25 protein-coding genes and 1 pseudogene are annotated in these 25,050 nt (G+C 71.7%); 19 read left to right on the top strand and 7 right to left on the bottom strand.

Translation table 11 applies throughout. The features are described 5' to 3' along the window. The first annotated feature begins 11 nt into the window (after nucleotides 1-11). Nucleotides 12-929: an ATP-binding cassette domain-containing protein gene (locus tag BN4251_RS03505; protein WP_087483762.1), complete on the top strand. Its 918-nt coding sequence runs from the start codon at nucleotides 12-14 to the stop codon at nucleotides 927-929. Beyond that, a complete protein-coding gene (locus BN4251_RS03500; protein ID WP_087483761.1) occupies nucleotides 926-1,708 on the top strand; it encodes a hypothetical protein in 783 nt (260 codons plus the stop codon). The genes BN4251_RS03505 and BN4251_RS03500 overlap by 4 nt, the downstream gene beginning before the upstream one ends. Before the next feature lie 368 nt (nucleotides 1,709-2,076). Here the strand turns inward: BN4251_RS03500 and BN4251_RS17900 are convergent, their stop codons facing one another. Next, nucleotides 2,077-2,301 carry a hypothetical protein gene (locus BN4251_RS17900; protein WP_140398378.1) on the bottom strand — a complete coding sequence of 75 codons (225 nt, stop codon included), beginning with the start codon at nucleotides 2,299-2,301 and terminating at the stop codon, nucleotides 2,077-2,079. A 660-nt stretch (nucleotides 2,302-2,961) separates the two neighbouring features. Between BN4251_RS17900 and BN4251_RS03495 the strand changes: the two genes are divergently transcribed. The 3 genes from BN4251_RS03495 to BN4251_RS03485 all read left to right on the top strand — a co-directional run bounded on the left by BN4251_RS03495 (nucleotide 2,962) and on the right by BN4251_RS03485 (nucleotide 5,296). Next, nucleotides 2,962-3,885, top strand: a complete 924-nt coding sequence (locus BN4251_RS03495; protein WP_087483760.1) for a sensor histidine kinase — start codon at nucleotides 2,962-2,964, stop codon at nucleotides 3,883-3,885. Nucleotides 3,886-3,982: 97 nt separating this feature from the next. After that, the gene (locus BN4251_RS03490) at nucleotides 3,983-4,738 is read left to right on the top strand and encodes a methyltransferase domain-containing protein (RefSeq protein ID WP_087483907.1); all 756 of its coding nucleotides are present in this window, start codon (nucleotides 3,983-3,985) and stop codon (nucleotides 4,736-4,738) included. A 66-nt stretch (nucleotides 4,739-4,804) separates the two neighbouring features. Continuing rightward, complete coding sequence (locus BN4251_RS03485; RefSeq protein WP_087483759.1) at nucleotides 4,805-5,296, top strand: DUF2087 domain-containing protein; 492 nt, start codon at nucleotides 4,805-4,807, stop codon at nucleotides 5,294-5,296. A gap of 317 nt (nucleotides 5,297-5,613) precedes the next feature. On the opposite strand, the gene BN4251_RS03480 is transcribed toward BN4251_RS03485, so the two are convergent. Both BN4251_RS03480 and BN4251_RS03475 read right to left on the bottom strand, forming a co-directional pair. After that, nucleotides 5,614-5,868: a hypothetical protein gene (locus BN4251_RS03480; RefSeq protein WP_140398377.1), complete on the bottom strand. Its 255-nt coding sequence runs from the start codon at nucleotides 5,866-5,868 to the stop codon at nucleotides 5,614-5,616. Between the two features lie 240 nt (nucleotides 5,869-6,108). Further along, nucleotides 6,109-7,173 (bottom strand): erythromycin esterase family protein, encoded by a 1,065-nt coding sequence (locus tag BN4251_RS03475; protein ID WP_170931815.1) that lies wholly within the window; start codon nucleotides 7,171-7,173, stop codon nucleotides 6,109-6,111. Nucleotides 7,174-7,245: 72 nt separating this feature from the next. Between BN4251_RS03475 and BN4251_RS03470 the strand changes: the two genes are divergently transcribed. Together BN4251_RS03470 and BN4251_RS03465 are read left to right on the top strand one after the other, a co-directional pair. After that, nucleotides 7,246-7,614 (top strand): ArsR/SmtB family transcription factor, encoded by a 369-nt coding sequence (locus tag BN4251_RS03470; RefSeq protein WP_087483756.1) that lies wholly within the window; start codon nucleotides 7,246-7,248, stop codon nucleotides 7,612-7,614. A 71-nt stretch (nucleotides 7,615-7,685) separates the two neighbouring features. Further along, complete coding sequence (locus BN4251_RS03465; RefSeq protein WP_170931814.1) at nucleotides 7,686-9,335, top strand: SulP family inorganic anion transporter; 1,650 nt, start codon at nucleotides 7,686-7,688, stop codon at nucleotides 9,333-9,335. Nucleotides 9,336-9,380: 45 nt separating this feature from the next. Here BN4251_RS03465 and BN4251_RS03460 read toward each other — a convergent pair whose 3' ends face one another. Together BN4251_RS03460 and BN4251_RS03455 are read right to left on the bottom strand one after the other, a co-directional pair. Beyond that, nucleotides 9,381-9,578, bottom strand: coding sequence for a hypothetical protein (locus BN4251_RS03460; RefSeq protein ID WP_087483755.1), 198 nt, complete (start codon nucleotides 9,576-9,578; stop codon nucleotides 9,381-9,383). Between the two features lie 42 nt (nucleotides 9,579-9,620). Next, entirely contained in the window at nucleotides 9,621-12,233 is a 2,613-nt protein-coding gene (locus BN4251_RS03455) for an FAD/NAD(P)-binding protein (RefSeq protein WP_087483754.1), read from the bottom strand. A gap of 146 nt (nucleotides 12,234-12,379) precedes the next feature. On the opposite strand from BN4251_RS03455, the gene BN4251_RS03450 reads away from it, so the two are divergent. The 7 genes and pseudogenes from BN4251_RS03450 to BN4251_RS03420 all read left to right on the top strand — a co-directional run bounded on the left by BN4251_RS03450 (nucleotide 12,380) and on the right by BN4251_RS03420 (nucleotide 19,403). Beyond that, nucleotides 12,380-13,417, top strand: coding sequence for an amino acid ABC transporter permease (locus BN4251_RS03450; protein ID WP_087483753.1), 1,038 nt, complete (start codon nucleotides 12,380-12,382; stop codon nucleotides 13,415-13,417). Beyond that, nucleotides 13,414-14,283: pseudogene (locus BN4251_RS03445) on the top strand (amino acid ABC transporter ATP-binding protein); the annotation flags it as partial. The gene BN4251_RS03450 and the pseudogene BN4251_RS03445, both read left to right, overlap by 4 nt. A 212-nt stretch (nucleotides 14,284-14,495) precedes the next feature. Continuing rightward, complete coding sequence (locus BN4251_RS03440; protein WP_087483752.1) at nucleotides 14,496-15,587, top strand: transporter substrate-binding domain-containing protein; 1,092 nt, start codon at nucleotides 14,496-14,498, stop codon at nucleotides 15,585-15,587. After that, complete coding sequence (locus BN4251_RS03435) at nucleotides 15,584-16,549, top strand: LLM class flavin-dependent oxidoreductase (protein WP_087483751.1); 966 nt, start codon at nucleotides 15,584-15,586, stop codon at nucleotides 16,547-16,549. Before BN4251_RS03440 ends, BN4251_RS03435 begins: the two co-directional genes overlap by 4 nt. Before the next feature lie 74 nt (nucleotides 16,550-16,623). Continuing rightward, nucleotides 16,624-17,904: an LLM class flavin-dependent oxidoreductase gene (locus BN4251_RS03430; protein WP_170931823.1), complete on the top strand. Its 1,281-nt coding sequence runs from the start codon at nucleotides 16,624-16,626 to the stop codon at nucleotides 17,902-17,904. Nucleotides 17,905-17,997: 93 nt separating this feature from the next. Next, nucleotides 17,998-18,912, top strand: coding sequence for a LysR family transcriptional regulator (locus BN4251_RS03425; protein ID WP_087483749.1), 915 nt, complete (start codon nucleotides 17,998-18,000; stop codon nucleotides 18,910-18,912). Continuing rightward, on the top strand, nucleotides 18,909-19,403 hold the full coding sequence (locus BN4251_RS03420; protein WP_245810175.1) for a hypothetical protein: 495 nt from the start codon (nucleotides 18,909-18,911) through the stop codon (nucleotides 19,401-19,403). The genes BN4251_RS03425 and BN4251_RS03420 overlap by 4 nt, the downstream gene beginning before the upstream one ends. A gap of 22 nt (nucleotides 19,404-19,425) precedes the next feature. On the opposite strand, the gene BN4251_RS03415 is transcribed toward BN4251_RS03420, so the two are convergent. Beyond that, complete coding sequence (locus BN4251_RS03415) at nucleotides 19,426-19,710, bottom strand: YciI family protein (RefSeq protein ID WP_087483748.1); 285 nt, start codon at nucleotides 19,708-19,710, stop codon at nucleotides 19,426-19,428. 182 nt (nucleotides 19,711-19,892) lie between these two features. Between BN4251_RS03415 and BN4251_RS03410 the strand changes: the two genes are divergently transcribed. Genes BN4251_RS03410 through BN4251_RS03400 form a run of 3 tightly spaced genes read left to right on the top strand, consistent with a single transcriptional unit; the run spans nucleotide 19,893 to nucleotide 22,008 of the window. Next, on the top strand, nucleotides 19,893-20,474 hold the full coding sequence (locus tag BN4251_RS03410; protein ID WP_170931813.1) for a helix-turn-helix domain-containing protein: 582 nt from the start codon (nucleotides 19,893-19,895) through the stop codon (nucleotides 20,472-20,474). Then, nucleotides 20,471-21,640 (top strand): serine hydrolase domain-containing protein, encoded by a 1,170-nt coding sequence (locus BN4251_RS03405; protein WP_087483747.1) that lies wholly within the window; start codon nucleotides 20,471-20,473, stop codon nucleotides 21,638-21,640. The genes BN4251_RS03410 and BN4251_RS03405 overlap by 4 nt, the downstream gene beginning before the upstream one ends. Further along, entirely contained in the window at nucleotides 21,640-22,008 is a 369-nt protein-coding gene (locus BN4251_RS03400) for a hypothetical protein (protein ID WP_087483746.1), read from the top strand. Before BN4251_RS03405 ends, BN4251_RS03400 begins: the two co-directional genes overlap by 1 nt. Before the next feature lie 19 nt (nucleotides 22,009-22,027). Here BN4251_RS03400 and BN4251_RS03395 read toward each other — a convergent pair whose 3' ends face one another. Further along, on the bottom strand, nucleotides 22,028-22,807 hold the full coding sequence (locus BN4251_RS03395) for an alpha/beta hydrolase (protein ID WP_087483745.1): 780 nt from the start codon (nucleotides 22,805-22,807) through the stop codon (nucleotides 22,028-22,030). Between the two features lie 68 nt (nucleotides 22,808-22,875). On the opposite strand from BN4251_RS03395, the gene BN4251_RS03390 reads away from it, so the two are divergent. Beyond that, complete coding sequence (locus BN4251_RS03390; protein ID WP_087483744.1) at nucleotides 22,876-24,366, top strand: alpha-amylase family glycosyl hydrolase; 1,491 nt, start codon at nucleotides 22,876-22,878, stop codon at nucleotides 24,364-24,366. 162 nt (nucleotides 24,367-24,528) lie between these two features. After that, nucleotides 24,529-24,882, top strand: a complete 354-nt coding sequence (locus BN4251_RS03385) for a hypothetical protein (RefSeq protein ID WP_087483743.1) — start codon at nucleotides 24,529-24,531, stop codon at nucleotides 24,880-24,882. Nucleotides 24,883-25,050 lie beyond the last annotated feature (168 nt).

Genomic DNA, 25,050 nt, shown 5'->3' with positions numbered 1-25,050 from the left:
AGGTGCGGGACGTGAACGAGGACGTCCTGGTGACGCGTGATCTCACCAAGCGCTACGGCGAGCACACAGCGGTGAGCTCGATGAGCATCCGGCTGCGGCGCGGGCGGATCTATGGACTGATCGGCCGCAACGGCGCCGGCAAGACGAGCCTGATGAGGCTGGTCTCCGGGATGAGCACCCCCACCTCGGGCAGCATCGAGCTGTTCGGCTCGGGCGCGGACGCGCCCCGCCAACGGGACCTGGCCCGCATCGGCACGCTGATCGAGTCCCCCAGCCTGCACGGCGGGATGACCGCGGCCCAGAACATGCACCTGCACCGCCTCCAGCGGGGCGTGCCCGATGCGGCGATCGAGCAGCAGCTGCTCGAGCTGGTGGGCCTGCCCGACACCGGCCGGAAGAAGGTCAAGGACTTCTCCCTCGGCATGCGGCAGCGGCTCGGGATCGCGCTCGCCCTGATCGCGGATCCGGAGCTGCTGATCCTCGACGAGCCGGTCAACGGCCTGGACCCGCTCGGTGTGGTCGAGGTGCGGCGCCTGGTGCAGCACCTCGCCGCGGAACGCGGGATGACGGTGCTGATCTCGAGCCACAACCTGCCCGAGCTGTTCCAGACCGCCACCGACTACCTGATCGTCGAAGCCGGCGAGGTGCGCATGACCCTCACCCTCGAGGAGCTCGAGGCGCAGACCCAGCAGTACCTCGAGGTTGCCGCAGGGGACACCGAAGCCCTGGTCACCGCGCTCGAGCAGGCACTGCCCGGCTCGGACGCGCGGGTGATGCCGAGCGGCACGGTGCGCCTGCCCCATCACGCCGATCAGGCCGAGCAGGTGCTGCGCCACCTGATCGCCGCAGATGTCTGGCCCACGCGGCTGGCCCGTGAGGGCGAGAGCCTCGAATCGTTCTTCCTGTCCGTCGTCGGAGGTGAGTCATGATCAACCAGCTGCGTGCTGATCTGTACGTGCTGCGACACAGCGGCCCGGCCGTCCTGTGCCTGCTGGCCTGCACGGTCGCGGCCGTGCTGTACACCTGGCTGCAGCACGTCCTGGCCCAGGGCTCCCTGGGTCCGGAGGCCGCGAGCGGGGTGCAGGGGTTGAGCGACATCCTGCTCGTCTCGCTGCTGGGCCCGCTGCTGTTCGGCGTGGTGGTCTCCCAGCCGTTCGAGACGAAGTCGGTGCACAATGCACTGCTCGCCTCGGGGCGCGGCGCCTTTGTCGCCTCGAAGACGGTGATCGCGGCAGGCCTGGTCACAGCGTTGTCGCTTCCCTACGGCCTGGCCGTGCTGGTGGGTCGGGCGACCGAGGCTGAGTTCGCCCCGGCGATCCCCACCGCCTTCTCGCTGCTGCTCGCCGAGGGAGGGGCACTGGATGCCGGGGAGGTCCGGTCGATCCTGGCGATCACGCTGACCAGCGGACTGCTGACCGCGGCGAAGCTCTCCGTGTGCCTACCGCTCGCGATCTGGCTCAAGCGCCCGCTGGTGGTGATGGCGGCCGGATTCGTGTGGTCCTTCCTCGCGGATCTGCTGGCCGGCGAGCTCTCCGAGATCCAGGGCCTCGACGCGCTGGTGAGGCTGACCCCCTTCGCGCTCGAGCACCTGCCCACGGTGGATTCCAGCGGCGGGGAGCTGCTGGGGACCCTCGCGGTCTCTGCGGTATTCATCGCAGTGATGGGGCTGGTGTCCTGGCTGATCTTCCGCCGGGCCGACGTGAAGTGAGGGCGGGATCCACTCCGAGCTACGGTTCTATCTGTTGCGGGTCACGACGTTGTAGTCCCGGAGCGGCGACGAAGGAACGGGTCCCTGACTGGCACTATGCGCAAAGGCTTCACATCGCCTCTTCGCGTCACTTCGTTTCGCATTCGGCCGGAGCACATTCAAGACACGCGCCATATCCTGCCCAAGTGCCCGGCGCTCATGCCCAGTGATATGTGCACTACAGATCGGATAACTCCCGAGAGCCTTTGCGACCTTGAGCGCGATGGCGCTCTGCAGCAACACCACCTATGAACGCCATTGCCAGAAAAGGAATGGCAACTACTACACTTCCGAATACATCAGCAAGCATATCCATCAACCTCCCAAACTTAGCTCACGGTGAGACAAACGTTCTTTGGCCAAGTCCGTTCATTCGCCCAGTTCTTGAGACCTTCGCCGGTCATTCCAACGCCGACACCCAGCGACCCAAGGACTGCGGCGGCAGGAAGCCCAGCAACGGTGAAAGCAACGAGGCCAGCCCCGACACCCATGACCGCGCCCCTGAGCCTCATCTCCCAGCTCAACGCAATGATCATCCACTTGTAGACGGTCACGCAGACTCCACCTGCGGGACGAATGTCACCACCATCCCTGGAGCCCCTAGTTCCGCCTGAAGGAGCGGCGTCTCCCGCATCCTCAAGTCGTCTCAACTCGGCCAATGCGCCTCGTAGACTCTCATTAGAGGCGCCCTCCATGTCTTCTTCAACAATCGACCTCAATTCAGGGCGAGAGTCGAGATACTCGAGATCGTCGGCGCCAAACACTTCCTCAAGCACCTTCGACCGCCCAGGCTCAGCAAGTGCACTCGAACCACCCGCGATCGATGCGGTGACGGCTACCGCCCCCAGCAGAGCAACGCGACCAAAATTCCTGCGGCGCACAATATCCTCCTCAAAATACGCCGTCGCCGCGAATCGGCTGTCGCCCCGAGGCCAACGTTTCGGCTATGACAACTCTCACGTTAGGCACAGGTTGCGATAGACGTCAACCTACGAGGACCACCCTCCGCCAGTTGGGTGCGCTACATTTCATGGTCGGCATCCATAGGCAACAGGTGCTGGGTACGACTCGAGGTCCAGTTCGTCGGAGCCGGAGTGAAGGCCCTGACGAGGCTCCTCAACTAGCTCTCTAGGTGGACGCTGGAGGCGCCTTTCCACCCACCCAGCAATACTCCGTCACGTCAGTGCTGGCATCCTGGACGTAGGCTCACCAGGGTGATCGTCCTCCTCGTGGTGCTGGCTGTGCTGTGGCTGGCCACGCTCGCCTACCTGCTGATCGTGCTCCGGCAGATCGTGCAGGTGCGCCGGCAGCTCGAGCGGCGCCTGGCGGAGGATTCCCAGGCTGTCGTCACGCTGTCTCTGGTGACGCCGCAGCTCGAGCGGCTCGCCTCGAGGGTCAACGACACGGTGCGTCAGGCTCGGGAGGCCTCGACCCGCACCCGGCAGGAGGAGCGGCGGATCCGCTCCTTCATCGCGGACATCTCCCATGACCTTCGCACTCCGCTGACCACGGTGCGCGGTTACCTGCAGCTGCTGGAGCGCACCGACCTCGATGAGCTCCAGCGGGAACGCCTCGCGGTCGCGCACCGGCAGACGGTCGAGCTCGGAGCCCTCGTGGACCGACTGTACGAGTACGCCTACTTGCTGGATGCGCAGGCGGAGCTCGAGGTGGAGCAGGTCGATCTCGGAGTGCTGACCGGCGAATGTCTGCTGGGGATGGCGGGGCCGATCGAGGCGGCCGGGCTCGAGGTGGAGTTCGATCCGCCGACGCAGCTGGTCATCGCAACCGATCGCGAGAAGCTCACCCGGATCGTCCAGAACCTGCTGCGCAACGCCGTCCAGCACGGACAGGACCGGCTCCACATCGCTCTCTCGATGAACGACGGGGAGGCGCTGCTGCAGGTCACCAACGGTGTGGAGGGCGAGCATCGGCTCGAGGCCGCGAGGATGTTCGACCGTTTCTACACCGCGGACTCCTCTCGCACCGCCCGCACCAGCGGGCTCGGCCTGTCGATCGTGCGCGTCCTGGCCGAACAGCTCGGCGGAGAGGCCACCGCCCGGCAGGACGCCGCCGGCGGGCCGGTGACGATCGCGGTGCGGGTGCCGCACCCCACGGAGAACCACGGAGCGATGTCATGACCATGAAAGATCCTGCCAAGTCCCTGCCCGCGGCTGTCGTCGAAGCCGCGCATTCTCCGCTGGTCCCGGAGGCCCGCAGCCCGGCACTATGGTCTCCATGCATTCCGCTGAACAGCTGATCGCCCAGGCCGCTGCGGCGGATGTCACCGGCTGGGGCTTCGACGCCCTCGAGGGCCGGGCCACCGAGGAGCGCCCTCCGTGGGGCTACGCGCACCTGCTCGCCCGCGCGGTGGCGGAGGCGCAGGTCGCGGTGGATCTCGACACCGGAGGCGGCGAGGTGCTCGCCGAGTGCCCGGTGTTCGCGGCACAGCAGCACGCCACGGAGTCGTGGCCGCCGAACGCCGAGAGAGCCCGGGAGCTGCTGGGTCCGCGCGGGGTGCAGGTCCATGAGACGTCCCCGGGCGCGCCGATGCCGCTCGCCGACGGCTCCGCTGACCTGGTCACCTCCCGCCACCCGGTCGCCCCCGACTGGTCGGAGATCGCGCGCGTGCTCGTGCCGGGCGGTGAGTACCTCGCCCAGCACGTCGGCCCGGCCTCCGCCTTCGAGCTGATCGAGCATTTCATCGGCCCCACCACCGCGCAGCAGCGACGGGGCCGACACCCGGACATCGAGGTCGCCGCTGCGGAGGCGGCCGGGCTGGAGGTGGTCGAGCTGCGCACCGCACGGCTGCGGATGGAGTTCTTCGACGTCGGCGCCGTGGTGTGGATCCTGCGCAAGTGCGTGTGGTGGGTGCCGGACTTCGACGTGAACCGCTACAGCGAACGCCTGCTGGAGATGGATGAGATCCTGCGAAGTGAGGGAGTCTTCGTCGCCCATTCCACACGCCACCTGATGCGCGCCCGGCGGCGCTGAGGTCTCGCACCCGGTGACGGCATGCCAGGCTGGGTGCAGTCCCGCCCGACGAAAGCAGGATGAACGATGCCTTCCTCCTCCGATCTCGCCCAGCCGCTGGGCCGCGCCCGGATGCTGTTCGCGATGCTCTCCGCTCCAGCGCTGCGCGAGGGCGTGGCGCGGATGCTGCTCGGCGAGGGCGCTCCGGCAGAGCCCTCGGTGCGCGGGCCGCTCTCCCAGCTGGACTGGCTGCAGGACAATGGCGAGGTACAGCTCGAGTCCCTGCGCGAGACCACCGCGGCGCTGAGCCTGATGCGCTCGGATCAGGCGATCCTCGAGGTGGGCCGCCTGGACGGGATGCCGGTGAAGACCGAGGAGTCCCGCGAGGTCAGCGCACGGATCGCGCGGATCGTGTTCGAGCGGCTCGGCGAGGATCGGGCCCTGACCGAATCCGAGCTGAACGCGGCGATCGCGATGTTCGCCGCCGACGTGGCGCTGGTGCGGCGCGATGCCGTGGACGCGGGGGTGCTGACGCGCTCGGCCGACGGTGCCGTCTACCGGCTCGCGCGGCCCGCCTGACCCGGCCGGAGCTGTCTCAGAGCCCACCCACCGTGGACGGAGCGGCCACTGCGCGCCGACGACGCGATGCGGGACGTACGGCGCCTCGAGCGCGGCGATCTCCTCGGCGCTGAGCTCGAGATCGAGCGCGCCGAGGGCCCGATCGATATGGCCGGTGCTGGTCGCACCGACGATCGGTGAGACCACCGGGTCCTTGGCGAGCAGCTCGACCTCGGCCAGGAGCGCCTCGCGGGAGAGACCGGCCCCGTTGGGCCCGTCGTGCATCCGTCCATGCACCTTGATGGCCGGCACGATCCCCTCACGGCGTGACAGCGGCGTCACCCATGCATGCTGCGCCGCAGGATCCGTGCACCCCGGTTGATCAGCGGCACGCCGACCACCAGCAGCGCCCACCACATGTCCATCCCCGCCCGGTACGCGAAGACCGCGAACACGATCAGTCCGACGACCGAGCCGAGCAGACCGGTCACCTGGGCTTTGACCGAGCGTGAGGAGCGACCGCCGCCGTTGCGCCCGCCCCGCCTCGAGCTGCTGAAGTCCGAGGTCCATTGTGCGGAGTCCTGACGGCTCACGCTCCTGCCCCCGCTCTCCCCGAAGCGCGGGGCCATGCTGTCGGCATCCTGCGCAGGAGAATCGGCGGACGGAGCAGGCTGGTCGTCGAAGTCCGAGGACGGCCGCTGCGGCGCGAAGTCCGAGGACCAGCCGCTCGAACTCCGCGGGTCCGGGCCTCGGTCCTTCCCGCCCAGCCAGGACGGGTCCCCGCCTGGTTCATGGTCGTTTCTGTTCCCCCAGTGACGTGCCATGCACCCATCCTAGGCGGGCTCGTACCCGATGTCGGCGGTACTCTCGGGCAGGAAGGCGAGCGCCGCGAAGTCCGAGGACGGACGTGCCACCTCGAAGGTGTCGGCGACTTCCCGGGCGTCGCCGAACAGGGAGGTGTCCACCTGCCAGCCGATGAAGCGGCGCGGTCCGGGATGATCGAACTCCTCGCCGGTCACGAAGGTGCGGCCGAGCTCGCGCAGCGCCGCATCGGTGGTGCCGAGGCGCAGCGGCGGCAGGGGCACGGCGGTGTGGTCATCGCCGCCGGTGGAGGGGTCCACGGCCCGGCACTCCCCGTCTCCGCAGAGCATGCCGACGGGGTAGTAGCGCGAGCCGAGCGATGCGCGGAGCACGTGCCCCATCGTCGGCCCGCCCCAGCCCTCCGGGTTCCGAGCGAGGTGCTCGTTGTGCGCCCAGAGCACGGTGATCCCGCGATCGGGAAGGTTCTCGAGCAGCGTGTGCGCCATATGGCTGTCCCGGAGGTGCAGACGGGAGAGATCAGGGGCCGCCGGGTAGGCGTCGGCCCAGCGGCGGAGGTTCCGCGCCAGGGCGGAGGCGGTCGGGTCCGCCTCGTCCTCGAGGGACCGGCAGAGCAGTTCGAGGTCTGCGGCGTCGGCGATCGAGAGGTGTGCTCGATCGGCGACCGCTCGCAGCAGCGAGGCGTCATGCCCGCGCTCGAGCAGGGCCCGTGCCGTGCGATAGGGCTTGGAGACATCGACGCCCAGGAAGCGGGGCCGCCGCTCGGGCGAGAGGGTCGCGCTGATCCGCTGCAGGGTGCGCAGCCCCTCGAGGATCGTCGCCGTGCGCCAGATCGAGCTGCCCTTCGCCCAGGCCCGGCCGAGGTCACCGCCCTCGCGCAGCACCGCATCCACCTCGAGGCCGACGGTGAAGGACTCCTCGAACGCGAGGGCCGCGAGCACGCCCCGTCGGGCCAGCTCGCAGATCAGCTCGAGCTTCCAGGCGAAGGCGTTCGCGCTGCCGTGCGTGGGCTCGCCCAGTCCGAGCACCCCGTTCTCGCCGAGCGAGGGCATCACCTGGTCGATGAGGGCGTCAGTCACGGTGACATCGTGCCAGCATCTCGGACACATTCCCGTGCGACCTGCACATCTTCTCGATATGATGTTTTCATCATGCCACTATCTCAGAGTCAGCGTCCCCTCTACGAGGTCAAGGCCAATCTGTTCAAAGGCCTCGCCCACCCGTACCGCATCCGGCTGCTCGAGCTCCTGGCCGACGCCGAGGAGGTCTCCGTCGCCGCGCTCCAGGCCGAGACGGAGCTCGAGGCCTCCCATCTCTCCCAGCACCTGTCCGTGCTGCGCCGCCATCACCTGGTGGTCTCCCAGCGGCGGGCGAGCCACGTCTACTACCGCCTGGCCGATCCGCGGATCCGCGAGCTGCTGGCCGTGGCACGCGCCCTCCTGCTGGGGATGCTGAGCGAGGACCGCACCCGGCTCGACGCCGCCCAGAGCCTCCCCGCGATCGCGGGAGGGAGCCGGTGATCACGAGTCGCACGTCCCACACTTCCCCGTCGGCCGCCCCGTCCGCTGCGCAGAGACTGCGCGGCGCGCTCATGCGCTCACGGGATCTGTGGCCCACGCGCGAGGACTACCGCCTGCTGCCGAGGACCTGGCGGAAGGACCTCGTCGCGGGCTCGACCGTCGGCATCGTCGCGCTGCCGCTCGCCCTCGGCTTCGGCGTCAGCTCCGGGCTCACCGCTGAGCAGGGCCTGATCACCGCGATCGTCGCCGGGCTGCTCGCGGCCGTGTTCGGCGGCTCGAACGTGCAGGTCTCCGGGCCCACCGGCGCGATGGTCGTGGTGCTCGTACCGATCGTCGCGAACTACGGCGTGGGCGCGATCGCCGCTGTGACCCTGCTCGCCGGACTGATCGTGCTGGTCACCGGGCTGCTGCGACTGGGGAAGGTCGTCTCGATCATCCCCTGGCCGGTGATCGAGGGGTTCACCCTCGGAATCGCCTGCATCATCTTCCTGCAGCAGATCCCCCAGATCACCTCCGCCTCGCCGGCTGCCCCGGGCGAGCTGAGCTCGAACGCGCTGATCGCAGCGGGGCAGTCGCTGGCTCGCGCCGATGCCGCACACCTGGCGTGGGCGATCGGCGCGGTGCTGATCGTCGCCGCGGTGATGGTGCTCGCCCCGCGGATCCATCCCTCCGTCCCCGGCTCGCTGATCGGGATCGGCGTCGTCGCGGTGCTCGCCGTGCTGCTGCCGACGCCGCTGGCCACGATCGGCGCGATCCCCGCCTCGCTGCCGGCGCCGTCCCTGCCCACGATCGACCCGGAGCTGCTGACCGTGCTGCTGCCGGCTGCGGCGACCGTCGCGGCGCTCGCGGCGATCGAGTCGCTGCTCTCCGCGCGCGTGGCCGGCTCCATGGCCGACACCGGCGCCTTCGATCCGGACCGGGAGCTGGTGGGCCAGGGCATCGCCTCGATCGGCGCATCGATGTTCGGCGGCATGCCCGCGACCGGCGCGATCGCCCGCACCTCTGTCTCGATCCGGGCCGGGGCCCGCACGCGCCTGGCCTCGATCGTGCACGCGCTGGTGCTGCTCGCCGTCGTCTACGTCGCGGCAGGGGTGGTCGGGATGATCCCGCTCGCGGCGCTCGCCGGGGTGCTGTTCATGACCGCGATCCGGATGGTGAGGGTGGCGACCGTCCGCTCGATCATGGCCTCGACCCGCTCGGACGCCTGGATCTTCGCGATCACTGCGCTGATCACGGTGTCCTTCGACCTGATCTGGGCGGTGCTGATCGGGGTGGTGCTCGCCGCGGTGGTCGCGCTGCGCGCCGCCTCCCGCTCGACCGGCGTGAGCCTCGAGCGGATCGAGGCCGCCGAGCCCAGCGAGCTCGACGACGCGATCGTCGCGGTCCGCTTCCAGGGGCCGCTGTTCTTCGTCTCGGCCGAGCGGGTGTTCGAGACCGTGATGGACGTGGGCCGGCCGACGGTGGTGATCCTGCGGCTCGCCCGCCTCGAACGGGTCGACGCAAGCGGCGCGCAGGTCCTCGCCGAAATCGTTCGCGGCCTCGAACGACGCGGCGTGACGGTGCTGATCAAGGGGGTGCAGAGCGTGCACGAGCCGCTGTTCCGACGCGTCGGGGTGCTCGCCGCGCTGCGCCACCACAAGCATCTCTTCGTCGACTTCGACAGCGCGCTCGAGCATGCCCGCTCCCACGTGGAGCGGGCACGGCACGGCGTCGAGGCGTGATCCACCTGCGCACCGTCCCACTCGACGAGGGGACCGAGGCGCTGCTCAGCGAGCGACCGAGAGCTCTGCGGTGACGTCGGCGGTGGAGTCCGGAAGCATCACGAGCGCCTCGAAGTCGCTGCTGTGCCTGGGCACCTCGAAGGTCGCGCGCACCGCGTCCGGATCCTCGAACAGCGAGGTGTCGATCCGCCAGCCGTCCTCGCCGAGCAGGGGCAGGATCCGGTCGAGGCAGGCGCCGCTCATCACGGCATCATCCCACCGCACCCGCCGGCGCCGAACCGCCCCTCAGGCAGCGCGGACCTGGGAGGCGCGGCGCAGGCCGAGCTCCTCGCTCGTGCTCCATCCGCTGAACAGCACCTCCCCGGGCTCGAGGTCGCGGCCTGCGGCGAGGGCGCCGAGGTGCACGGGCTCGTAGCCGAGGCGATGCAGCAGCGCGCCCACGAGCTCCGCGGCCCGGTCGTCGTCGGCGGCGAGCGCGATCGCCCGACGGGACGGGTCGCTCTGGTCGCGACCGTGCTCCTCGACGTCGTGGTAGCCGATGTGGTTCAGGGTCTTCACCACGTGCGCGCCGGGCAGGCGTGCGGCGAGCAGTTCGCTCGTGGACAGCTCACCGGCGCGGTTGCCGAGCTCGGCGCGGACGGCGTCGACCGCCGCGGCGTCGGCCTCGCCCCAGGGGTTGGTCGCATCGATCACGACGGCGCCGTGCAGGGTGCTCGGATCGAGGCAGAGCGCCACGTGCAGCGGCACGGTCACGGCAATGACATCGCTGGTCGCGACGAGATCGGGGAGCCCGACGGGGCGAGCGCCCGGGAGCCTTGCGGCGAGCTCGCTCGGGGCGGCGCGGCCGGTCACGGAGACCTCGAGCCCGCGCCGCAGCGCCGCGCGGGTGAGGGCGGAGCCGATCTTGCCCGGGCCGAGCAGGCCGAGCCGCAGGCTGCGCGTCGCGCGCACGGCGAGATCCACGGGGCGGCGCGCGGGCAGGGCACCGACCTCCGCGACAGGCAGGGTGTGGGCCGGCGCGCCAGCGGCGTCCCCGCTCCTGGGCCGGGGCGCGCGGCGATCCCGCGCCGCCGCGAGCAGGTCGCGAGCGAGGGCGTCGTTGCGGCGGTGGCAGGGCGCGTTGGTGTGCGGGCGGGCGAAGGCACCGATGGGCAGCTCGGAGGTCCAGGGGCCAACGGCCCACAGCCTTCCGCGCGGGGTCCCGTCGGGACCGAGCACCCGATGGCGGGCGTCGACGTCGAGGGTCCCGGGTGAGGAGGCCGACTCCCGGCCCACGGGCTCCCGGCCTGCGGGCTCCGCATCGGCGGCGATGAGGTCGCGCAGCAGAGGATTGGTCGACTCGGCCAGGGACGGCTCGGGCAGGAAGGCATCGACGAGGGCGTCGGCGGCCACCTCGATCCCGGTGGCGCCGCGCGCACGGAAGCATCCGGCCCCCTCGTCGGCCGTGATCGAGACTCCGGGACCGAGGAAGCGGACCACGCCGGCGCGCTCGAGAGCCAGCAGCTGGTGCAGGCGGTGGGGCGGCGGGCCGGAGTCGACGAAGCTGAACAGCGAGTGCCACCAGCGGGGGTAGCCGCTGGTCGCACCGCCGCGGAGACGTGCGGCGGGCAGCTGGTCCACGAGCACGCCGTGCACCCGCAGCAGCAGCTGGAACAGGGTGCGGGCGGCGGTGACGTCGCCCTGGGTGCGCTCGCGCAGATCCGCCTCGATGTGGCCGACGACGGCGTCGCGGGTCGCCTGCTCGGCGTACTGCGGCAGGACCGTCGCACCGAGTCCGGCGAGCGGCTCGTCGAGCCAGGCCAGCGGCTCCTCCCCGGGCTGCGGCGAGGGGGCTCCGGGGACCTGGTGGGCGATCTCGGCGGCGATCAGCGGCACCACGTCGGTGCGGAAGTCGAGCAGTCCGTGCTCGTCCTCGCGGGCGCGGAGGTTCTCGGCGGTGACGTGCACGAGCTCGCCCAGGCCGGTCGGGGCACCCTCGTCGCGCACCTTCGAGTGGTACGGCACGCCGCGGCGGGATCCCACCCAGAGCCGGGGCTCGCGCCCGGAGGGCAGGTAGGTCAGGCGCCCGGGCGTCGCGGTCCCGCGGTCCCCGTCGGCGGGGACGAAGCGGCCGCCGCGCCCCTCGGTCAGCAGCGCCATGAGGTCCACGAAGGCGAGCCCCATGCCGCGCACGATCACGTCCTGGCCGCCGCCGAGCAGGTCGAGCTGCGCGTCGGAGGCCTGCGAGGGGCCGAGGTAGGCGGCGCCGTGACGGCGGGCGAAGGCGGCCAGCTCGTGACGGGCCGCGGAGGGGCGGGCGTCGGTGTGGCCGGCGGCGAGCAGGAGCAGGTCGGCGGTGAGCGGGGCGCGGTCCTCGAGCTCGATCTGCCAGGTGTCCGCGCCGAGCGCACGCACCGCGGTCGCCGTGGTGCGGTGCACGGTCACCGTGACCGTGGCGGGCAGGGCCGCGAGGACCTGGCCGAAGAACCACTCGAGGTAGAGGGCCTGGACACGGCGGGAGGCGAAATCGGTGGGCTGCAGCGCGTGGATCTCGGCGAGGCGAACGGTGCCCGCGGTGGGCGCGGCGATGGTGCCGCGTCGGATCCCGTCGGCCCATTCGGCCAGCGACGGGCCGGCGACGACGGGCCCCTCGGCCTCGACGGTCTCGTCGGTGAAGATCGAGACGTCCGCGGCGCGGGAGTTCATCAGCAGCAGCGGGCTCTCCTCGGCGCGCCAGATCCGGCCCGCGCCCGGCATGTGCGGATCCACGACGTGCACCTCGAGCGGCACCTGGCGCAGGGCGGCCTGGTTGCCGGGCAGTGAGGCGTGTGCGCCGAGGCGCTCGAGCACGCCGATCGCGCGCGGCCCGCCGCCGACGATCACCAGCTGTGCACGAGGTGTCACATCCGAGGAGTTCATCGAGGTGTCCCTTCCGAGGTGCCTCTGTGTCGCATCATGACGACCCATAGTCGCCGCCTTGCATCTTCATTAGAATGGCTTATACCGTCTGGTCCTGCAAGCCGGGACCGCATCGCGGTTCACGCCCCGTCACGGAAGGCACTCCCATGACCTCCTCCGTCGTCTCCCCCGAGACCGACCGCCGCCTGCCCGCCGCCGCCACGGCCGCCGGGCACACCCCCGTGCCGGAAGCGCAGCGGACCGCGTGCCGCACCGCACCCGCACCGCCGGAGGACCTCTCCCACCTTCGTGTGGTCCCGGCCCGCCATCCCGGACGCGTGGTGCTCGCCGTCGCCGCGGGCCTCGTGGTCGCGGCGGTGCTGTACTCCTTCGTCACCAACCCGCGCTGGGAGTGGGGCGTCGTGGCGCAGTGGTTCCTCGCCGAATCGATCCTGCGCGGCCTGTGGGAGACGCTGAAGCTCACGGTGACGGCCGGGGCCGTCGGCTTCGGCCTAGGCCTCGTGCTCGCCCTGATGCGACTGTCGAAGTCACCCCTCATCAGCGGTGTGAGCTGGACGTTCTCCTGGATCTTCCGCTCCACGCCGCTGCTGGTGCAGCTATTGCTCTGGTACAACCTCGGCTATCTTTACGAGCGCATCACCCTCGGCATCCCGCTGACCGAGGTGACCTTCCTCGATGCGCGCACGAGCGATCTGATGACCCCGATGCTCGCGGCCGTGCTGGGCCTGGGTCTGCACCAGGCCGCCTACGCCGCCGAGCTGATCCGCGGCGGCATCCTCTCGGTGGATCAGGGACAGCTCGAGGCGGCCAGCGCCCTGGGCATCCCGGCCCGGGACCGCTCGCTGCGGATCGTGCTGCCGCAGGCGATGCGGGCGATCCTCCCGCCCGCCTTCAACGAGATCATCGGCCTGGTCAAGGGCACCTCGATCGTGTACGTCCTCGCCCACGCGGAGCTGTTCTTCACCATCCAGCTGATCTACGGCCGCACCCAGCAGGTGCTGCCGATGCTGCTGGTCGCGACGCTCTGGTACGTGGTGATCACCTCGGCACTGTCCATCGGGCAGTACTACATCGAACGCCACTACTCCAAGGGGGCGCTGCGCACCCTGCCGCCCACCCCGCTGCAGAAGCTCCGGGCGCGCCTGGCCCGACTGCGCCCCACCCCGACAGGAGCCACCGCATGAGCCTGCTGAACCGACTGACCCGCCCCTCCCGCGAGGCGAGCATCGAGCACCCCGCCGCGCGGCGCCCTGACACCGCCCGGAGCGCCTCGACCCCCGCCGCCGACGCAAAGTCCGACGGACTGGTCGAGATCCGCGGCGTGCACAAGTCTTTCGGGGACCTCGAGGTGCTGCGCGGCATCGACCTGACCATCGCACCGGGCTCGGTCACCGTGATCCTGGGCCCCTCGGGCTCGGGCAAGTCCACGCTGCTGCGCGCGATCAACCACCTCGAACCGGTCACCCAGGGGCTGATCAGCGTGGACGGCGAGGTGATCGGATACCGCCGCGAGGGGGACCTGCTGCACGAGCTGCACGAGCGCGAGGTACTGCGCCAGCGCACCGCGATCGGCATGGTGTTCCAGAGCTTCAACCTCTTCGCCCACATGACGGCCCTCGCGAACGTCGCCGAAGCACCCCGGCGGGCCCTCGGTGTGCCGCGGCGGGAGGCCGAGGAGCATGCGCGCGAGCAGCTGGGCCTCGTGGGCCTGTCCGAGAAGGCCTCGGTGTACCCGCGGCAGCTCTCGGGCGGTCAGCAGCAGCGCGTCGCGATCGCCCGAGCCCTGGCCCTGCGGCCGAAGGTGCTGCTGTTCGACGAGCCCACCAGCGCGCTGGACCCCGAGCTGGTCGAAGAGGTGCTCACGGTGATCCGCTCCCTGGCGCGGGCCGGCACCACACTGGTGATCGTCACCCACGAGATCTCCTTCGCCCGGGACGTGGCGGACACGGTCGTGTTCATGGACCGCGGCCGGATCGTCGAGCAGGGCCCGCCCGCCGAGGTCCTCGACCGTCCCTCCCATGAGCGCACCCAGGCCTTCCTGCAGCGGGTGCGCACGGGCACGGAGCCGGGGTCGGCGGCTGCCGGCCCTGGCAGCCCTATCGACTCTGCCGGCCCTGCCAGCCCTGCCGTCGCTCCCGGCTCCGCCGGCCCTGCCGGCCCTGCCAGCCCTGTCGGCTCCGCCGGACCTGCCACCGCTCCCGGCTCCGCCGGACCTGCCGGCCCGCCGCCCGATGGTCGGGTACTGGCGGCTGAGCGATGAGTATGCCGATATCTCCGTACCCATCGCCCCTGCGCCACCACCCGACCACGGGCCTCCACCGCCCACCCCACCTTCGCTCCCCGAGCCGCCACCTCCTGAGCCGCCGCACCCTCGCGGCCGCCGGTCTGCTGCTGCCCGTCGGGCTGCTCGCCGCCTGCTCCGACCCCGCCCCCTCGGCGAGTGCGGCCCCGGGCGGGGGCACAGGAAGCGGGACCTCCGGCTCCGGGGCGTCCGACGGAGGCGGCGCGCCTGCCTCGGGGATCGACACCTCCGGCACCCAGGAGCTGATCCGTGCCGAGTCCGATCCGGAGATCGCCGCGCAGCTGCCTGCGGAGATCGCCGACTCCGGCGTGCTGCGCGTGGGCATCAACGGCACCAGCGCCGCCCCGCTGTCCTTCCTCGCCGACGACAACCAGACCTACATCGGCTCCGAGATCGACATCGCCCGGATCGTGGCGGACAAGCTCGGCCTCGAGTTCGAGCTGAAGCTGACCACCTGGGAGAACTGGCCGCTCAAGCTCGAGGCCGGGGAGTTCGACGTGGTCCACGCGAACGTCGGCATCAACGCCGAGCGGCTGCAGAAGTTCGACTTCGCCTCCTACCGCGCCGCCTACATGTCCTTCCTCGTGAAGAAGGGCGCGGAGGGCTGGCTCGAGGATCCCGACTCCCTCAGCGGCAGGATCATCGCTGTGGGCGCTGCGACCAACCAGGAGCGGATCCTCACCGACTGGAACGCCGAGCTCGAGGCCGCGGGCAAGGAGCCCGCCGAGCTCAAGCACTACTCGAGCGATGCCGACACCCTGCTCGCCCTCGGCGCGGGACGCGTGGACGGCTACCTCTCCCCCTACGCCTCGCTGAGCTTCATCGCCGCCCGCCGCGACGACTTCGAGCTGCAGGGGCGGATCAACGCCGGCTGGCCGGACGAGACCCTGGTCGCGGGCACCTTCGCCGCGGGCAGCGGGCTGGCCGAGCCCTACGCCGCGGCACTGAACGCCCTGATCGCTGACGGCACCTACGCGCAGGTGCTCGAGCGCTGGCAGATCTCCGACGAGGCACTCGCCGAATCCCGCGCCCACACCCAGGAGAACCCGTGAGCACCACCACCCCACAGACCGTCACCCGCGCCGAGACCGCAGCCCCCGGCCCGACGCGGCCCGTGCTCGCGGTCGACCTCGTCACCGATCCCGCGTTCGTGGGACGGTTCGCGGCGCTCGCCCGCCGCCTCGAGGAGGCCGGCGCCGGGGCGCTGACCCTGAGCGACGGCGGTCTGCACCCGATCCACGTCGCCGCGCACCTCGCGCCCGTCACGCGTGCGGTGGGTCTGCTGCCGCGCACCGACGCGGTCTACGTCGAACCGTTCCATCTGGCCACGCAGCTGATGAGCCTGGATCACATCAGCCACGGCCGCGCCGGCTGGCTGGTGCATGCGCAGACCGATCCGTCGGTCCCCGCGACCGTGGGCCGCTCGCCGCTGGACCGCGCAGCCACCGCCCGCGAGGCGGCCGACGTGCTCGAGACGTCCCGCCTGATCTGGGACTCCTGGGCGCCCGACGCGGTGGTGCGCGACACCGCCGGCGGGAAGTATCTCGACGCCTCGCGCCTGCAGTACGCCGACGTCGAGGCGGAGACGTTCTCGGTGCGCGGCCCCGCGATCACCCCGCGCTCTCCGCAGGGGCTGTTGCCGGTGCTGGTCGCGGACGCGGATCGTGCCGCAGCCGGTGAGCGCGTCGCCTCGGAGCTGGCCGACGGGCGGGTGCTGGATCTCGATCTCCGCTCCGGCGCCGACGGCGCGCTCGAGGCGGTCGCGGCGGCACGTGAAGAGGCCGACGGGCCCGTCGTGCGCCTGGTGCGCGTGGTGGGCCTCGACCTCGGAGCCGATCCCCTGGGGCCGGTCCCCGAGCTCATCGACGCCCTGCGGGAGCAGGGCCTGATCGCCCCCGCACCGGTGGTCGGGACCAGCCTGCGCGAGCAGCTGGGCCTGCCGCCCGCGCCCCATCATCTCGATCCCGTGCGCCGCGCCGACCGCGCCCGCCTGACCCGTGAGGACCACTCGTGACCAGCACCGGCACCTCCCCCACCCCGCTCTCGGCCGAGGCGGCGGCACTCGCGACCGGCCCCGCCGAGCACCCCCTGCATCCTGCGCACGCCCCCACCGGGCAGCTCTCCTTCGGGGTGTTCTTCCAGGGTGTGAACTCCTCGACCATCTGGCGCCTGCCCGAGAGTGGCGACCAGGTGGCGTGGGAGTCCTTCGAGTCCCTGATCCGCACTGCGGAGCGCGGGAAGTTCGCGGCTTTCTTCCTCGGGGAGGGGCTGCGGCTGCGGGAGCATCGCGGGGTGCCCTTCGAGCTCGATGTGGCCGGGCGCCCCGACGCGCAGACCCTGCTCGCGGCGCTGGCCGCGGTCACGGAGAAGATCGGGCTGGTCGCCACCCAGAACACCACCTACAACGACCCGGTGGACCTGGCGCGGCGCCTGCAGACCCTCGACCTGCTCTCCGGCGGGCGCGCCGGGTGGAACATCGTGACCACCGACAACGCCTGGACCGGGGAGAACTTCCGCCGCGGCGGCTACCTCGATCACGCGGATCGCTACATCCACGCCGAGGCGTTCGTGCGCGTGGCCGAGCAGTTCTGGGCCGGGGAGCAGATCCACCACGACGGCGCCCACTACAGCGTGCGCGCCCAGGGGGATCTGCCCCGCTCCGCGCAGGGCCGTCCCGTGCTGTTCCAGGCCGGGGCCTCCCCCGCAGGGCAGGACTTCGCCGCCCGTACCGCGGATGTCATCTTCTCCCCGCACGGCGGTCTCGAGGCGGCGGTCGAGTTCCGACGCAGCGTGGTCGAGCGCACGATCGCCGCGGGCCGCGATGCGAACGCGGTGAAGATCCTGCCGGGCGCCGAGATCGTGCTGGCCCCCACCGAGGCCGAGGCGGAGGAGAAGATCCGCTGGGTGCGGGACCTGCAGATCGGGCCCGAGCAGGCGATCGCGCTGCTCGAGCAGTACTGGGGCCGGGATCTGTCGGAGTTCGACCCCGACGGGCCCCTGCCGGACGTCCCGCCGGAGGTGTCCGAGTCCGGGGTGACCCGCGGTGCCGGCTTCCAGTTCGCCAAGGCGGAGGAGCTCACCCGCAGCTGGCGGGAGGAGGCCGCGGAGAAGGGACAGACGATCCTCGAGTTCGCACGGGTCAAGGCCGGTGCTCGGCGCGGCAGCTTCTCCGGCAGCTACGAGACGGTCGCCGACCGTCTCGCCGAGTACGCACGACTCGGTGCGATCGACGGGCTGAACATCACGCCCTGGCTGATCCCTTCGGGGCTGGACGACATCGTGGACGAGCTGATCCCCCGCCTGCAGGAGCGGGGTGTGTATCCGGACGAGTACGCGGGAGAGACACTGCGGGAGAACCTGGGGCTCTAGGGGACTCGGAGGAGGGGTCGGCCCAGGGTGTGGGGGTGGGTGCCCGAGCCCGACCCATAAGCCTGGCTTGCAACGCGCGCCTAGGATGGAGACATGGATCCTCGCAGGCTTCTCATCTTCCGCACGGTGGTGCGCAACGGCTCGATCGGCGCCGGCGCCCGTGAGCTGGGCTGGACGCAGCCCGCCGTCTCCCAGCACCTCGCGGCGCTCGAGAAGGAGGTGGGCACCCAGCTGCTGTTGCGCTCCTCCTCCGGTGTCACGCCCACCGAGGCGGGCGGTCGGCTCGCCGCGCACGCCGAGGCGATCGCGGCGCAGCTGCACGCGGCCGAGGAGGAGCTCGCGGACATCACGGCTCTGCGCCGCGGCACGGTGAAGTTCGGAACCTTCCCGTCGGCGGCCGCGGTGCTGCTGCCGCCGATGCTCAAGCGGCTCTCGGAGTCCGCGCCGGAGCTGGACGTCACCTTCGCCGAGCTCGAGCCGCCGGATGCCGTGACGGCGCTGCGCGAGGGCGATCTCGACCTCGCCCTGGTGTTCCGCTACCCCTGCAGCGACATCGGCGACGAGGGCACCCTGGAGTGGACCCCGCTGATGGAGGACCGGGTGATGGCGGTGCTGCCGCATGACCATCCTCGCGCCCAGGACCCGAATCTCACCCTCGCCGACCTCGCCACCGATCCGTGGATCGCGGGCTGCGAGCGGTGCCGGGCGAACCTCATCTCGAGCGCCCGTACGGCAGGCTTCTCCCCCACGGTGCGCCACTCGACCGACGACACGATCGTGGTGCAGCAGCTGATCATGCACGGCGGCGGCGTCGCGCTGATCCCGGAGATCGCGCTCGAGGCCGCCCCGCCGGCCGATCTGGTGGTGCGCGCGCTGCCCGATCTCGACAACCGCATGATCGGCCTGCTGAACCGTCGCGGCGCTCTCGCGATCCCGGCCGTGGGCGCGCTGCGCGATGCGCTCGTGGCCGAGACCACTGCTCGCCTCGCGACCGCGGTGATGATGTGAGCGCCTCCCGGAGCGGTGTCCCTGCGAGCGCCTGGGTGCGTCCCGTCCTGCTGCTGGTGGGCGGAGGGCTGCTGGCCGTGCTGCTGTTCCTGGCCGATCAGCTGATCGCCGCGATCGCGGTCTCGCTCTTCTCCCTGTTCATGGCGTACTGGACGAGCCCTCTGCGCTCGGGCCCGCACACACCGCTCGCCCAGGCGCGCACCCGCGGTGCGGACACCGCGATCATCCTCTGGGCACCGGGCGATCCGCTCTCGGCCCGGCTGCAGGCGGCGATCCGCGGCCCTCGTGAGGACGTGGTGTGGGTGAACGTGTTCCGTGACCCGCACGCCCAGGAGGTGCTGACCTCCCACGGCGGCAAGGGTGCCCTGCCGCTGGTGATGGTGGGCGAGCAGACGATGGTGAACGCCACCGCCGGTCAGCTGCTGGATCTGCAGGCGTCCGTGCGGCGCGATCAGGGGCAGGCCGACGACGGGACCGACACCGAGCGCTGAGCCCCGCGCGAGACCGCACCGCTCAGGCGCCGGGCAGCTGCCCGATCACGACGGTCCACTCCCGCACGCTGCGGTCCACGATCACGCGCTCGCGCTGGAAGGGGTCGCCGTCGAGCGCGGCGAGCGCCGCGTCCTCGGACTCCGCCTCGACGATCAGCAGCGCGCCCGGTGCGCCGCCGAGCGGCCCGGACAGCAGCAGCGTGCCCTCGCGGTGCAGCTCGGCGAGGTGCTCGCGATGCTCGGGCCGGAAGGTCGCGACCCGTGCGGCGTCATCGGTGTAGGTGTACTGGACGGCGTAGGTGGCCACGGTGTCTCCCTGAATGCGTGGGGCCGACGTCGGCGCGGCCCTCTGGTCTGCGCCCATCGTGCCGCATCGGTCGCGCCGAGGGCGGGACGTCCGTCGGATCCACTCTTCCGCCCTTCCGGAATTACGGATAATATGATCCTCGGGCCGACCCGGAGCGCCCGTCGGCCGAGAGGAGACCCGCGTTGCCCACCGATCCCGCACACGCCGATCCCGCATCCACGGACCCCGCGCCTGCCGAGCTGCTGGCGCGTCTCGATGCCCTCGAGGCGCGCATCGCGGACCTCGAGGCGACCCCCGCACCGGCCATCCCCTCGACCACAGGACCCGCTGCCTCGCAGGCCCCGTCGCCGAGCGACCCAGATGACCCGTTCTGGGCGCTGACCTCCCTCAAGGAGCGCATCCCGGCGCCCGGCGGAGTGCTGCTGGCCGGAGCGGTCGACGTCGGCGCCGGGCACCTCGAGTACCAGTGGGCGCGTCCCACCGAGCACCTGCTGGAGGTGGACTGGCAGCAGCATGCGGACTCGATCGCCGCGCTCGGCCATCCGCTGCGGATGGCGATGCTGCGCCGGCTGCTGGACGGAGGGCACACCGTCGCCGAGCTGGTCGAGGAGCTCGAGCTCGGCTCCACCGGCGTCGCCTATCACCACCTCGCCGCCCTCCAGACGGGCGGCTGGGTCCACTCCCCCCGCCGCGGCACCTGGGAGCTGCCCGCCCCCCGCGTGATCCCGCTGCTGACCATCCTCATCGCCCTCGAGAAGGGATGACAATGAACCCGGCCGACGATCCCGACCAGCCCACAGCTCTCGACGCTGACGCCCTGCCCGATCCCGACCAGCAGACCCCGCCCCCGCCGTTCACCCGGCGCACCGTGCTCGCCGCCGGTGTGCCCGCCGCGGCGGCCCTGCTCGGCATGGCCGCCGCGACCAGCCCCCGCCCCGCGATCCTGGGAGATCCCATGGGAGATCAGCAGCTCACCGACGCTCTCGCCCCGCATCTGACGCGCCACCGCCGCGTAGCCGTCGCCCTTCTCGACGGTCAGGGCGCCCCGCGCTTCGCCGGCTTCGGGGCGGATGAGAGCACCGAGTTCGAGATCGGCTCGGTCTCGAAGACCTTCACCGGCGCGCTGCTGGCCGAGGCGGTCGAGCGCGGTGAGGTCACGCTCGAGACCACCGTCGCCGAGGTGCTCGGCGAGCAGGCCAGCGGCAGCGAGGCCGCGGAGATCACCCTCGCCGAGCTCGCCACGCACACCTCGGGGCTGCCGCGTCTCTCCCTCAAGGGCCTCGGCGGCTCCCTCGTGGCAGGCTTCCTGCGCAAGGATCCCTACGCGGGCCGTGATGCGGAGCAGGTGATCGCCGATGCGCTGGGCAGCAGCCTTTCAGGCCGCGGCAGCTACGCGTACTCGAACCTCGCCGTGGCCCTGCAGGGCCAGCTGCTCGCCCGAGCGGCCGGCACCGACTACGCCTCGCTGCTGAACCAGCGGATCCTCGAGCCGCTCGGCCTGAGCAGCACCTACGCCCCGATCACGGCGGAGAACCTGCGCGAGAGCGCCCGCACGGGGCAGGGCACCAACGGCCTGTCCCAGGCGGCGTGGGCGATGAACGGCAGCGCCCCGGCGGGCGGGATCCGCTCGACCGCCGCCGACATGGCCGCCTACATCGCCGGCACGGCGAGCGGCACGGCACCCGGTGCGGCCGCCGCGAGCGAGGTGCTGTTCGAGGACGGCGCCGAGAGTCGCCACGCGATGAACTGGTTCCAGCAGGACATCGGGGACGGCGTCTGGAGCACCTTCCACAACGGGATGACCGGCGGTTATGCCGCGTTCGCGGGATTCGTGCCCGAGACGGGCCGGGGGATCGTGATCCTCACCGACACCGCCCGCAGCGTCGACGCTCTCGCGATCGGGATCCTCACCGGAGAGGTGGCGCTGTGATGCAGTGGCTGCCCTGGATCGTCGGCGCCGTTCTGACGATCGGGCTGGCGATCACGGCGTCCGGTCTCTTCCGGCACCGCCAGCACCCGTGGCGGATCCTCACCCAGGCGCTGAGCGCAGCGACCGTCCTGGCGCTGATGAGCCTGGTCGGGGCGGTCCCGGCAGTCCTGTGGTGGGCTCCCTGGCTGATGGCCGGGGCGCTCGTGGCCGGCGTCGTGGTCGCCTGCCGGCGGCTGCTGGTGAGCGAGGCGCCCGCGGGGCCGACGGAGCGCGAGGCCGCCCGGATGCAGCCGCCCGGGAAGCTCAGCATGGGAGGCGAGGCGGCCGGCTTCCTCCTGCTGCTGGGGATCGCCCTGGTCGCCGGCTGACCCGTGCGGCCCGCGCGCCTCAGCCGCGCAGCGGCAGCCAGTCCAGCACGTCCTGGATGCCCTGGTCCCAGAACTCCCAGGTGTGCGCGCCGGGTCGCAGCCGCGAGGCGAGCTCCACGCCCCGCTCATCGGCGACGGCGAGGAAGCGGCGGTTGTGGTCCAGCAGCTGGTCCTCGGTGCCGCAGTCCAGGAACAGGGCAGGCAGTGCGGCTGGATCGGAGGCGGCGAGCAGGCCCAGCAGGTCGTCGGCGGTACCGGCGGTGTCGCGACCGTCCCACACGCGCTGCCCGAGGGTGCCGGCCCAGTCCAGATCGAGCGCCGCGACGTCCAGCGCCCCGGAGAGGCTCGCGGCGGCGGCGAAGCGCTCCGGGTGGTTCAGCGCGAGCTTGAACGCGCCGAAGCCGCCCATCGACAGCCCCGCCACGAAGGTGTCCTCGCGGGCGGTGGAGACGCGGAAGGTGCGGGCGATCAGCTGCGGCAGCTCCTCGGCGACGAATGTCCAGTACTGCTCCCCCACCGCCTCGTCGGTGTAGAAGGAGCGGCGCACCTCGGGCATCACCACCGCGATGCCCTTCTCGCTGGCGTAGCGCTCGATCGAGGTGCGGCGCTCCCAGATGGTGCAGTCATCGCTGAGCCCGTGCAGCAGGTAGAGCACCGGCACACCGCGCTCCGGCGCCGCGCCGGCGGCAGCGTCTGTGCCCTCCATCCCGATCCCGGCAGCGGCCTGCGGCATCAGCACCACCATCGAGGTGCCCATCCCGAGGGACTCGGCGAAGAAGTCGGTGCGCATACGGATCATCGGTGGCTCCTGGTGGCGGGGCTGCGGGGGTCGTGTCCATTGAACACCGCCGCGCCTACGATGGCGGGATGAACACCGTGACGACGCCGTCCTGGATCCGCGATGCGATCTGCTGGCAGGTCTATCCGCTGGGCTTCTGCGGGGCGCCGCAGCGGCGCGAGGACCTGACCGGTCAGGGCTACGGCGGGGCCGCCGGGGAGAATGTGGTGCACCGCCTGGGACGCCTGCACGGCTGGCTCGACCATCTGCTGGGCCTGGGTGCGAACGTGCTGCTGCTGAACCCGATCTTCGACTCCGTCTCCCACGGCTATGACACCCTCGAGCATCGCCGCCTCGACCCACGGCTCGGCGATGATCGGGACGTCGACGCCCTCATCGCCGCCTGCCACGCGCGGGGCATCCGGGTGGTGCTGGACGGGGTGTTCAACCACGTCTCGGACCGTCACCCGGTGGCGCGCGCCGCGATCGCCGCCGGTCCTGACAGTCAGGACGGCGCCCGGATCCGTTGGTCGGAGGGCAGTCCGTACGGTTTCGAGGGCAACGCGGACCTGATCGAGCTGGATCTGACCGACTTGGTGGTGCAGGACCGGATCGTGGAGATCATGGGGCGCTGGCTCGAGCGCGGGGCCGACGGGTGGCGGCTGGATGCGATGTACGCCGCGGGCACCGACGCCTGGGCGCCGATCCTGCAGAGGGTGCGCGCCGCGCATCCGGAGGCGTGGATCCTCGGGGAGGTCATCCACGGCGACTATCCCGGTATCGCCGAGGGCTCCGGGGCGGATTCGATCACCCAGTACGAGCTGTGGAAGGCGATCTGGTCGAGCCTGCACGACCACAACCTCTTCGAGCTCGCCCACGCGCTGGGCCGGCACCAGGAGTTCCTCGACGCCGCGGGCGGGGCGCATCCGCTCACCTTCCTCGGCAATCACGACACCACGCGCATCGCCACCCAGCTGCCCGACGGGCGGGATCTCGCAGCGGCCTACGCGCTGCTGGCCCTGCTGCCCGGCATCCCCGCGATCTACGCCGGGGATGAGTTCGGTGCCGCGGCGCTCAAGGAGGAGCGTGCGGGCGGGGACGATGCGATCCGGCCCTGGTTCCCCGACAGCCCCGACGAGGTGGTCGCCGCGGCCTCTGCAGGCCAGAGCGCTCCGGGCGGCCCGCATCCTCTCGAGCTGCTGAAGCCCGAGGCCGCCGGCCGCATCCTCGAGGTGCACCAGCGGCTGTTCTCGCTGCGCAGGCGCGAGCGGTGGCTCGCGACCGCCTCGGTGCGGGTGGACGAGGACTCGCTCGAGAACACCTGGGCGCAGATCGTGCTCACCCCGCGGGCGGGCGGCGGTGGGGCCGACGGGGCCGACGGCGCCGACGGGGGCGACGGCGCCGACGGGGGCGACGACGCAGCGCCCGCGCCGCTCACCCTGGTCCTGAACCTCGGGGACGAGGCTCGCCCGGCGCCGGGCGAGGTGCTCGAGGCGGTCAGCGGCGCGGACATGCTCGACGGCGTCGGCCCTTCCGAGGCGGGCCTGGTGCCCGCGCACGGCATCGCCGTGCTGCGGTGAGCGGCAGAGTCGACCACTGACCCCGCCGCACATGTTCCCGCGAGAGCGCCCGCGCGGGGCCGTGCGCGCGGACCGTGCTCGCGGACCGGGCTCGCGGACCGGGCTCGCGGACCGGGCCCACCGACCATCCGCCCCCGGCGAGCACGTCGTAGGCTCTGGACCATGAGTACCGCGATCAAGCCTGCAGCGTCTGTGAACACCGCCCCCGTCGTGGCCCTCGGCCTGGTCGGCGGCTGGCTGACCGCCCGCGAGACGGGGATCCGCCCGCTCGGCGGCGTGGTGCTCGCCGCGGCCGGGCTCTACGCGGGCCGCACCTGGCTCGCGCGCCGAGGCCCCGCCACCACCGCCGTGCTCGGCGCGACCTACGTGGTGGGCTTCGGGCTCTCCCACCCGCTCGCGAAGAAGATCGGTGCCTGGCCCGCGGTGCTCACGGTCACCGCCGCGGCGGCCGGTGCCGCCGCTGTGCTCTCCGACGCCGCCTACAGCGACTGGTCCCCCGCCGACGGCGAAGGCTGACGCTCGCGCGGCGGGCCACGCCCACGCCTGGGCGGCACCCCTGTCGCCGCGGAACCGCGTGCCGGGCACGTTCACTCAACCGGCCCGGAATGCGCTTATCCACTTTCGATCGTCCGGATAGTTGACTAGGCTAAACCTCTGACTCCGATCGTCGGAGCCTCCCAGTCC

It is taken from the genome of Brachybacterium massiliense (assembly GCF_900184245.1).
GTDB classification, from domain to species: Bacteria; Actinomycetota; Actinomycetes; order Actinomycetales; family Dermabacteraceae; genus Brachybacterium; species Brachybacterium massiliense.
Note: the sequence above shows the minus strand (reverse complement) of the source record. Positions and strands in the feature narration are given on the sequence as shown.

What these genes read in the sequence shown, in the direction of transcription:
- BN4251_RS03500 (WP_087483761.1), top strand. Translation starts at nt 926, where the DNA reads ATGATCAACCAGCTGCGTGCTGATCTGTACGTGCTGCGACACAGCGGC.
- BN4251_RS03440 (WP_087483752.1), top strand. Translation starts at nt 14,496, where the DNA reads ATGCCGATATCTCCGTACCCATCGCCCCTGCGCCACCACCCGACCACG.
- BN4251_RS03485 (WP_087483759.1), top strand. Translation starts at nt 4,805, where the DNA reads ATGCCTTCCTCCTCCGATCTCGCCCAGCCGCTGGGCCGCGCCCGGATG.
- BN4251_RS03405 (WP_087483747.1), top strand. Translation starts at nt 20,471, where the DNA reads ATGACAATGAACCCGGCCGACGATCCCGACCAGCCCACAGCTCTCGAC.
- BN4251_RS03455 (WP_087483754.1), bottom strand. Translation starts at nt 12,233, where the DNA reads ATGAACTCCTCGGATGTGACACCTCGTGCACAGCTGGTGATCGTCGGC.
- BN4251_RS03490 (WP_087483907.1), top strand. Translation starts at nt 3,983, where the DNA reads ATGCATTCCGCTGAACAGCTGATCGCCCAGGCCGCTGCGGCGGATGTC.
- BN4251_RS03465 (WP_170931814.1), top strand. Translation starts at nt 7,686, where the DNA reads ATGCGCTCACGGGATCTGTGGCCCACGCGCGAGGACTACCGCCTGCTG.
- BN4251_RS03450 (WP_087483753.1), top strand. Translation starts at nt 12,380, where the DNA reads ATGACCTCCTCCGTCGTCTCCCCCGAGACCGACCGCCGCCTGCCCGCC.
- BN4251_RS03470 (WP_087483756.1), top strand. Translation starts at nt 7,246, where the DNA reads ATGCCACTATCTCAGAGTCAGCGTCCCCTCTACGAGGTCAAGGCCAAT.
- BN4251_RS03460 (WP_087483755.1), bottom strand. Translation starts at nt 9,578, where the DNA reads ATGAGCGGCGCCTGCCTCGACCGGATCCTGCCCCTGCTCGGCGAGGAC.
- BN4251_RS03425 (WP_087483749.1), top strand. Translation starts at nt 17,998, where the DNA reads ATGGATCCTCGCAGGCTTCTCATCTTCCGCACGGTGGTGCGCAACGGC.
- BN4251_RS03400 (WP_087483746.1), top strand. Translation starts at nt 21,640, where the DNA reads ATGCAGTGGCTGCCCTGGATCGTCGGCGCCGTTCTGACGATCGGGCTG.
- BN4251_RS03385 (WP_087483743.1), top strand. Translation starts at nt 24,529, where the DNA reads ATGAGTACCGCGATCAAGCCTGCAGCGTCTGTGAACACCGCCCCCGTC.
- BN4251_RS03395 (WP_087483745.1), bottom strand. Translation starts at nt 22,807, where the DNA reads ATGATCCGTATGCGCACCGACTTCTTCGCCGAGTCCCTCGGGATGGGC.
- BN4251_RS03390 (WP_087483744.1), top strand. Translation starts at nt 22,876, where the DNA reads ATGAACACCGTGACGACGCCGTCCTGGATCCGCGATGCGATCTGCTGG.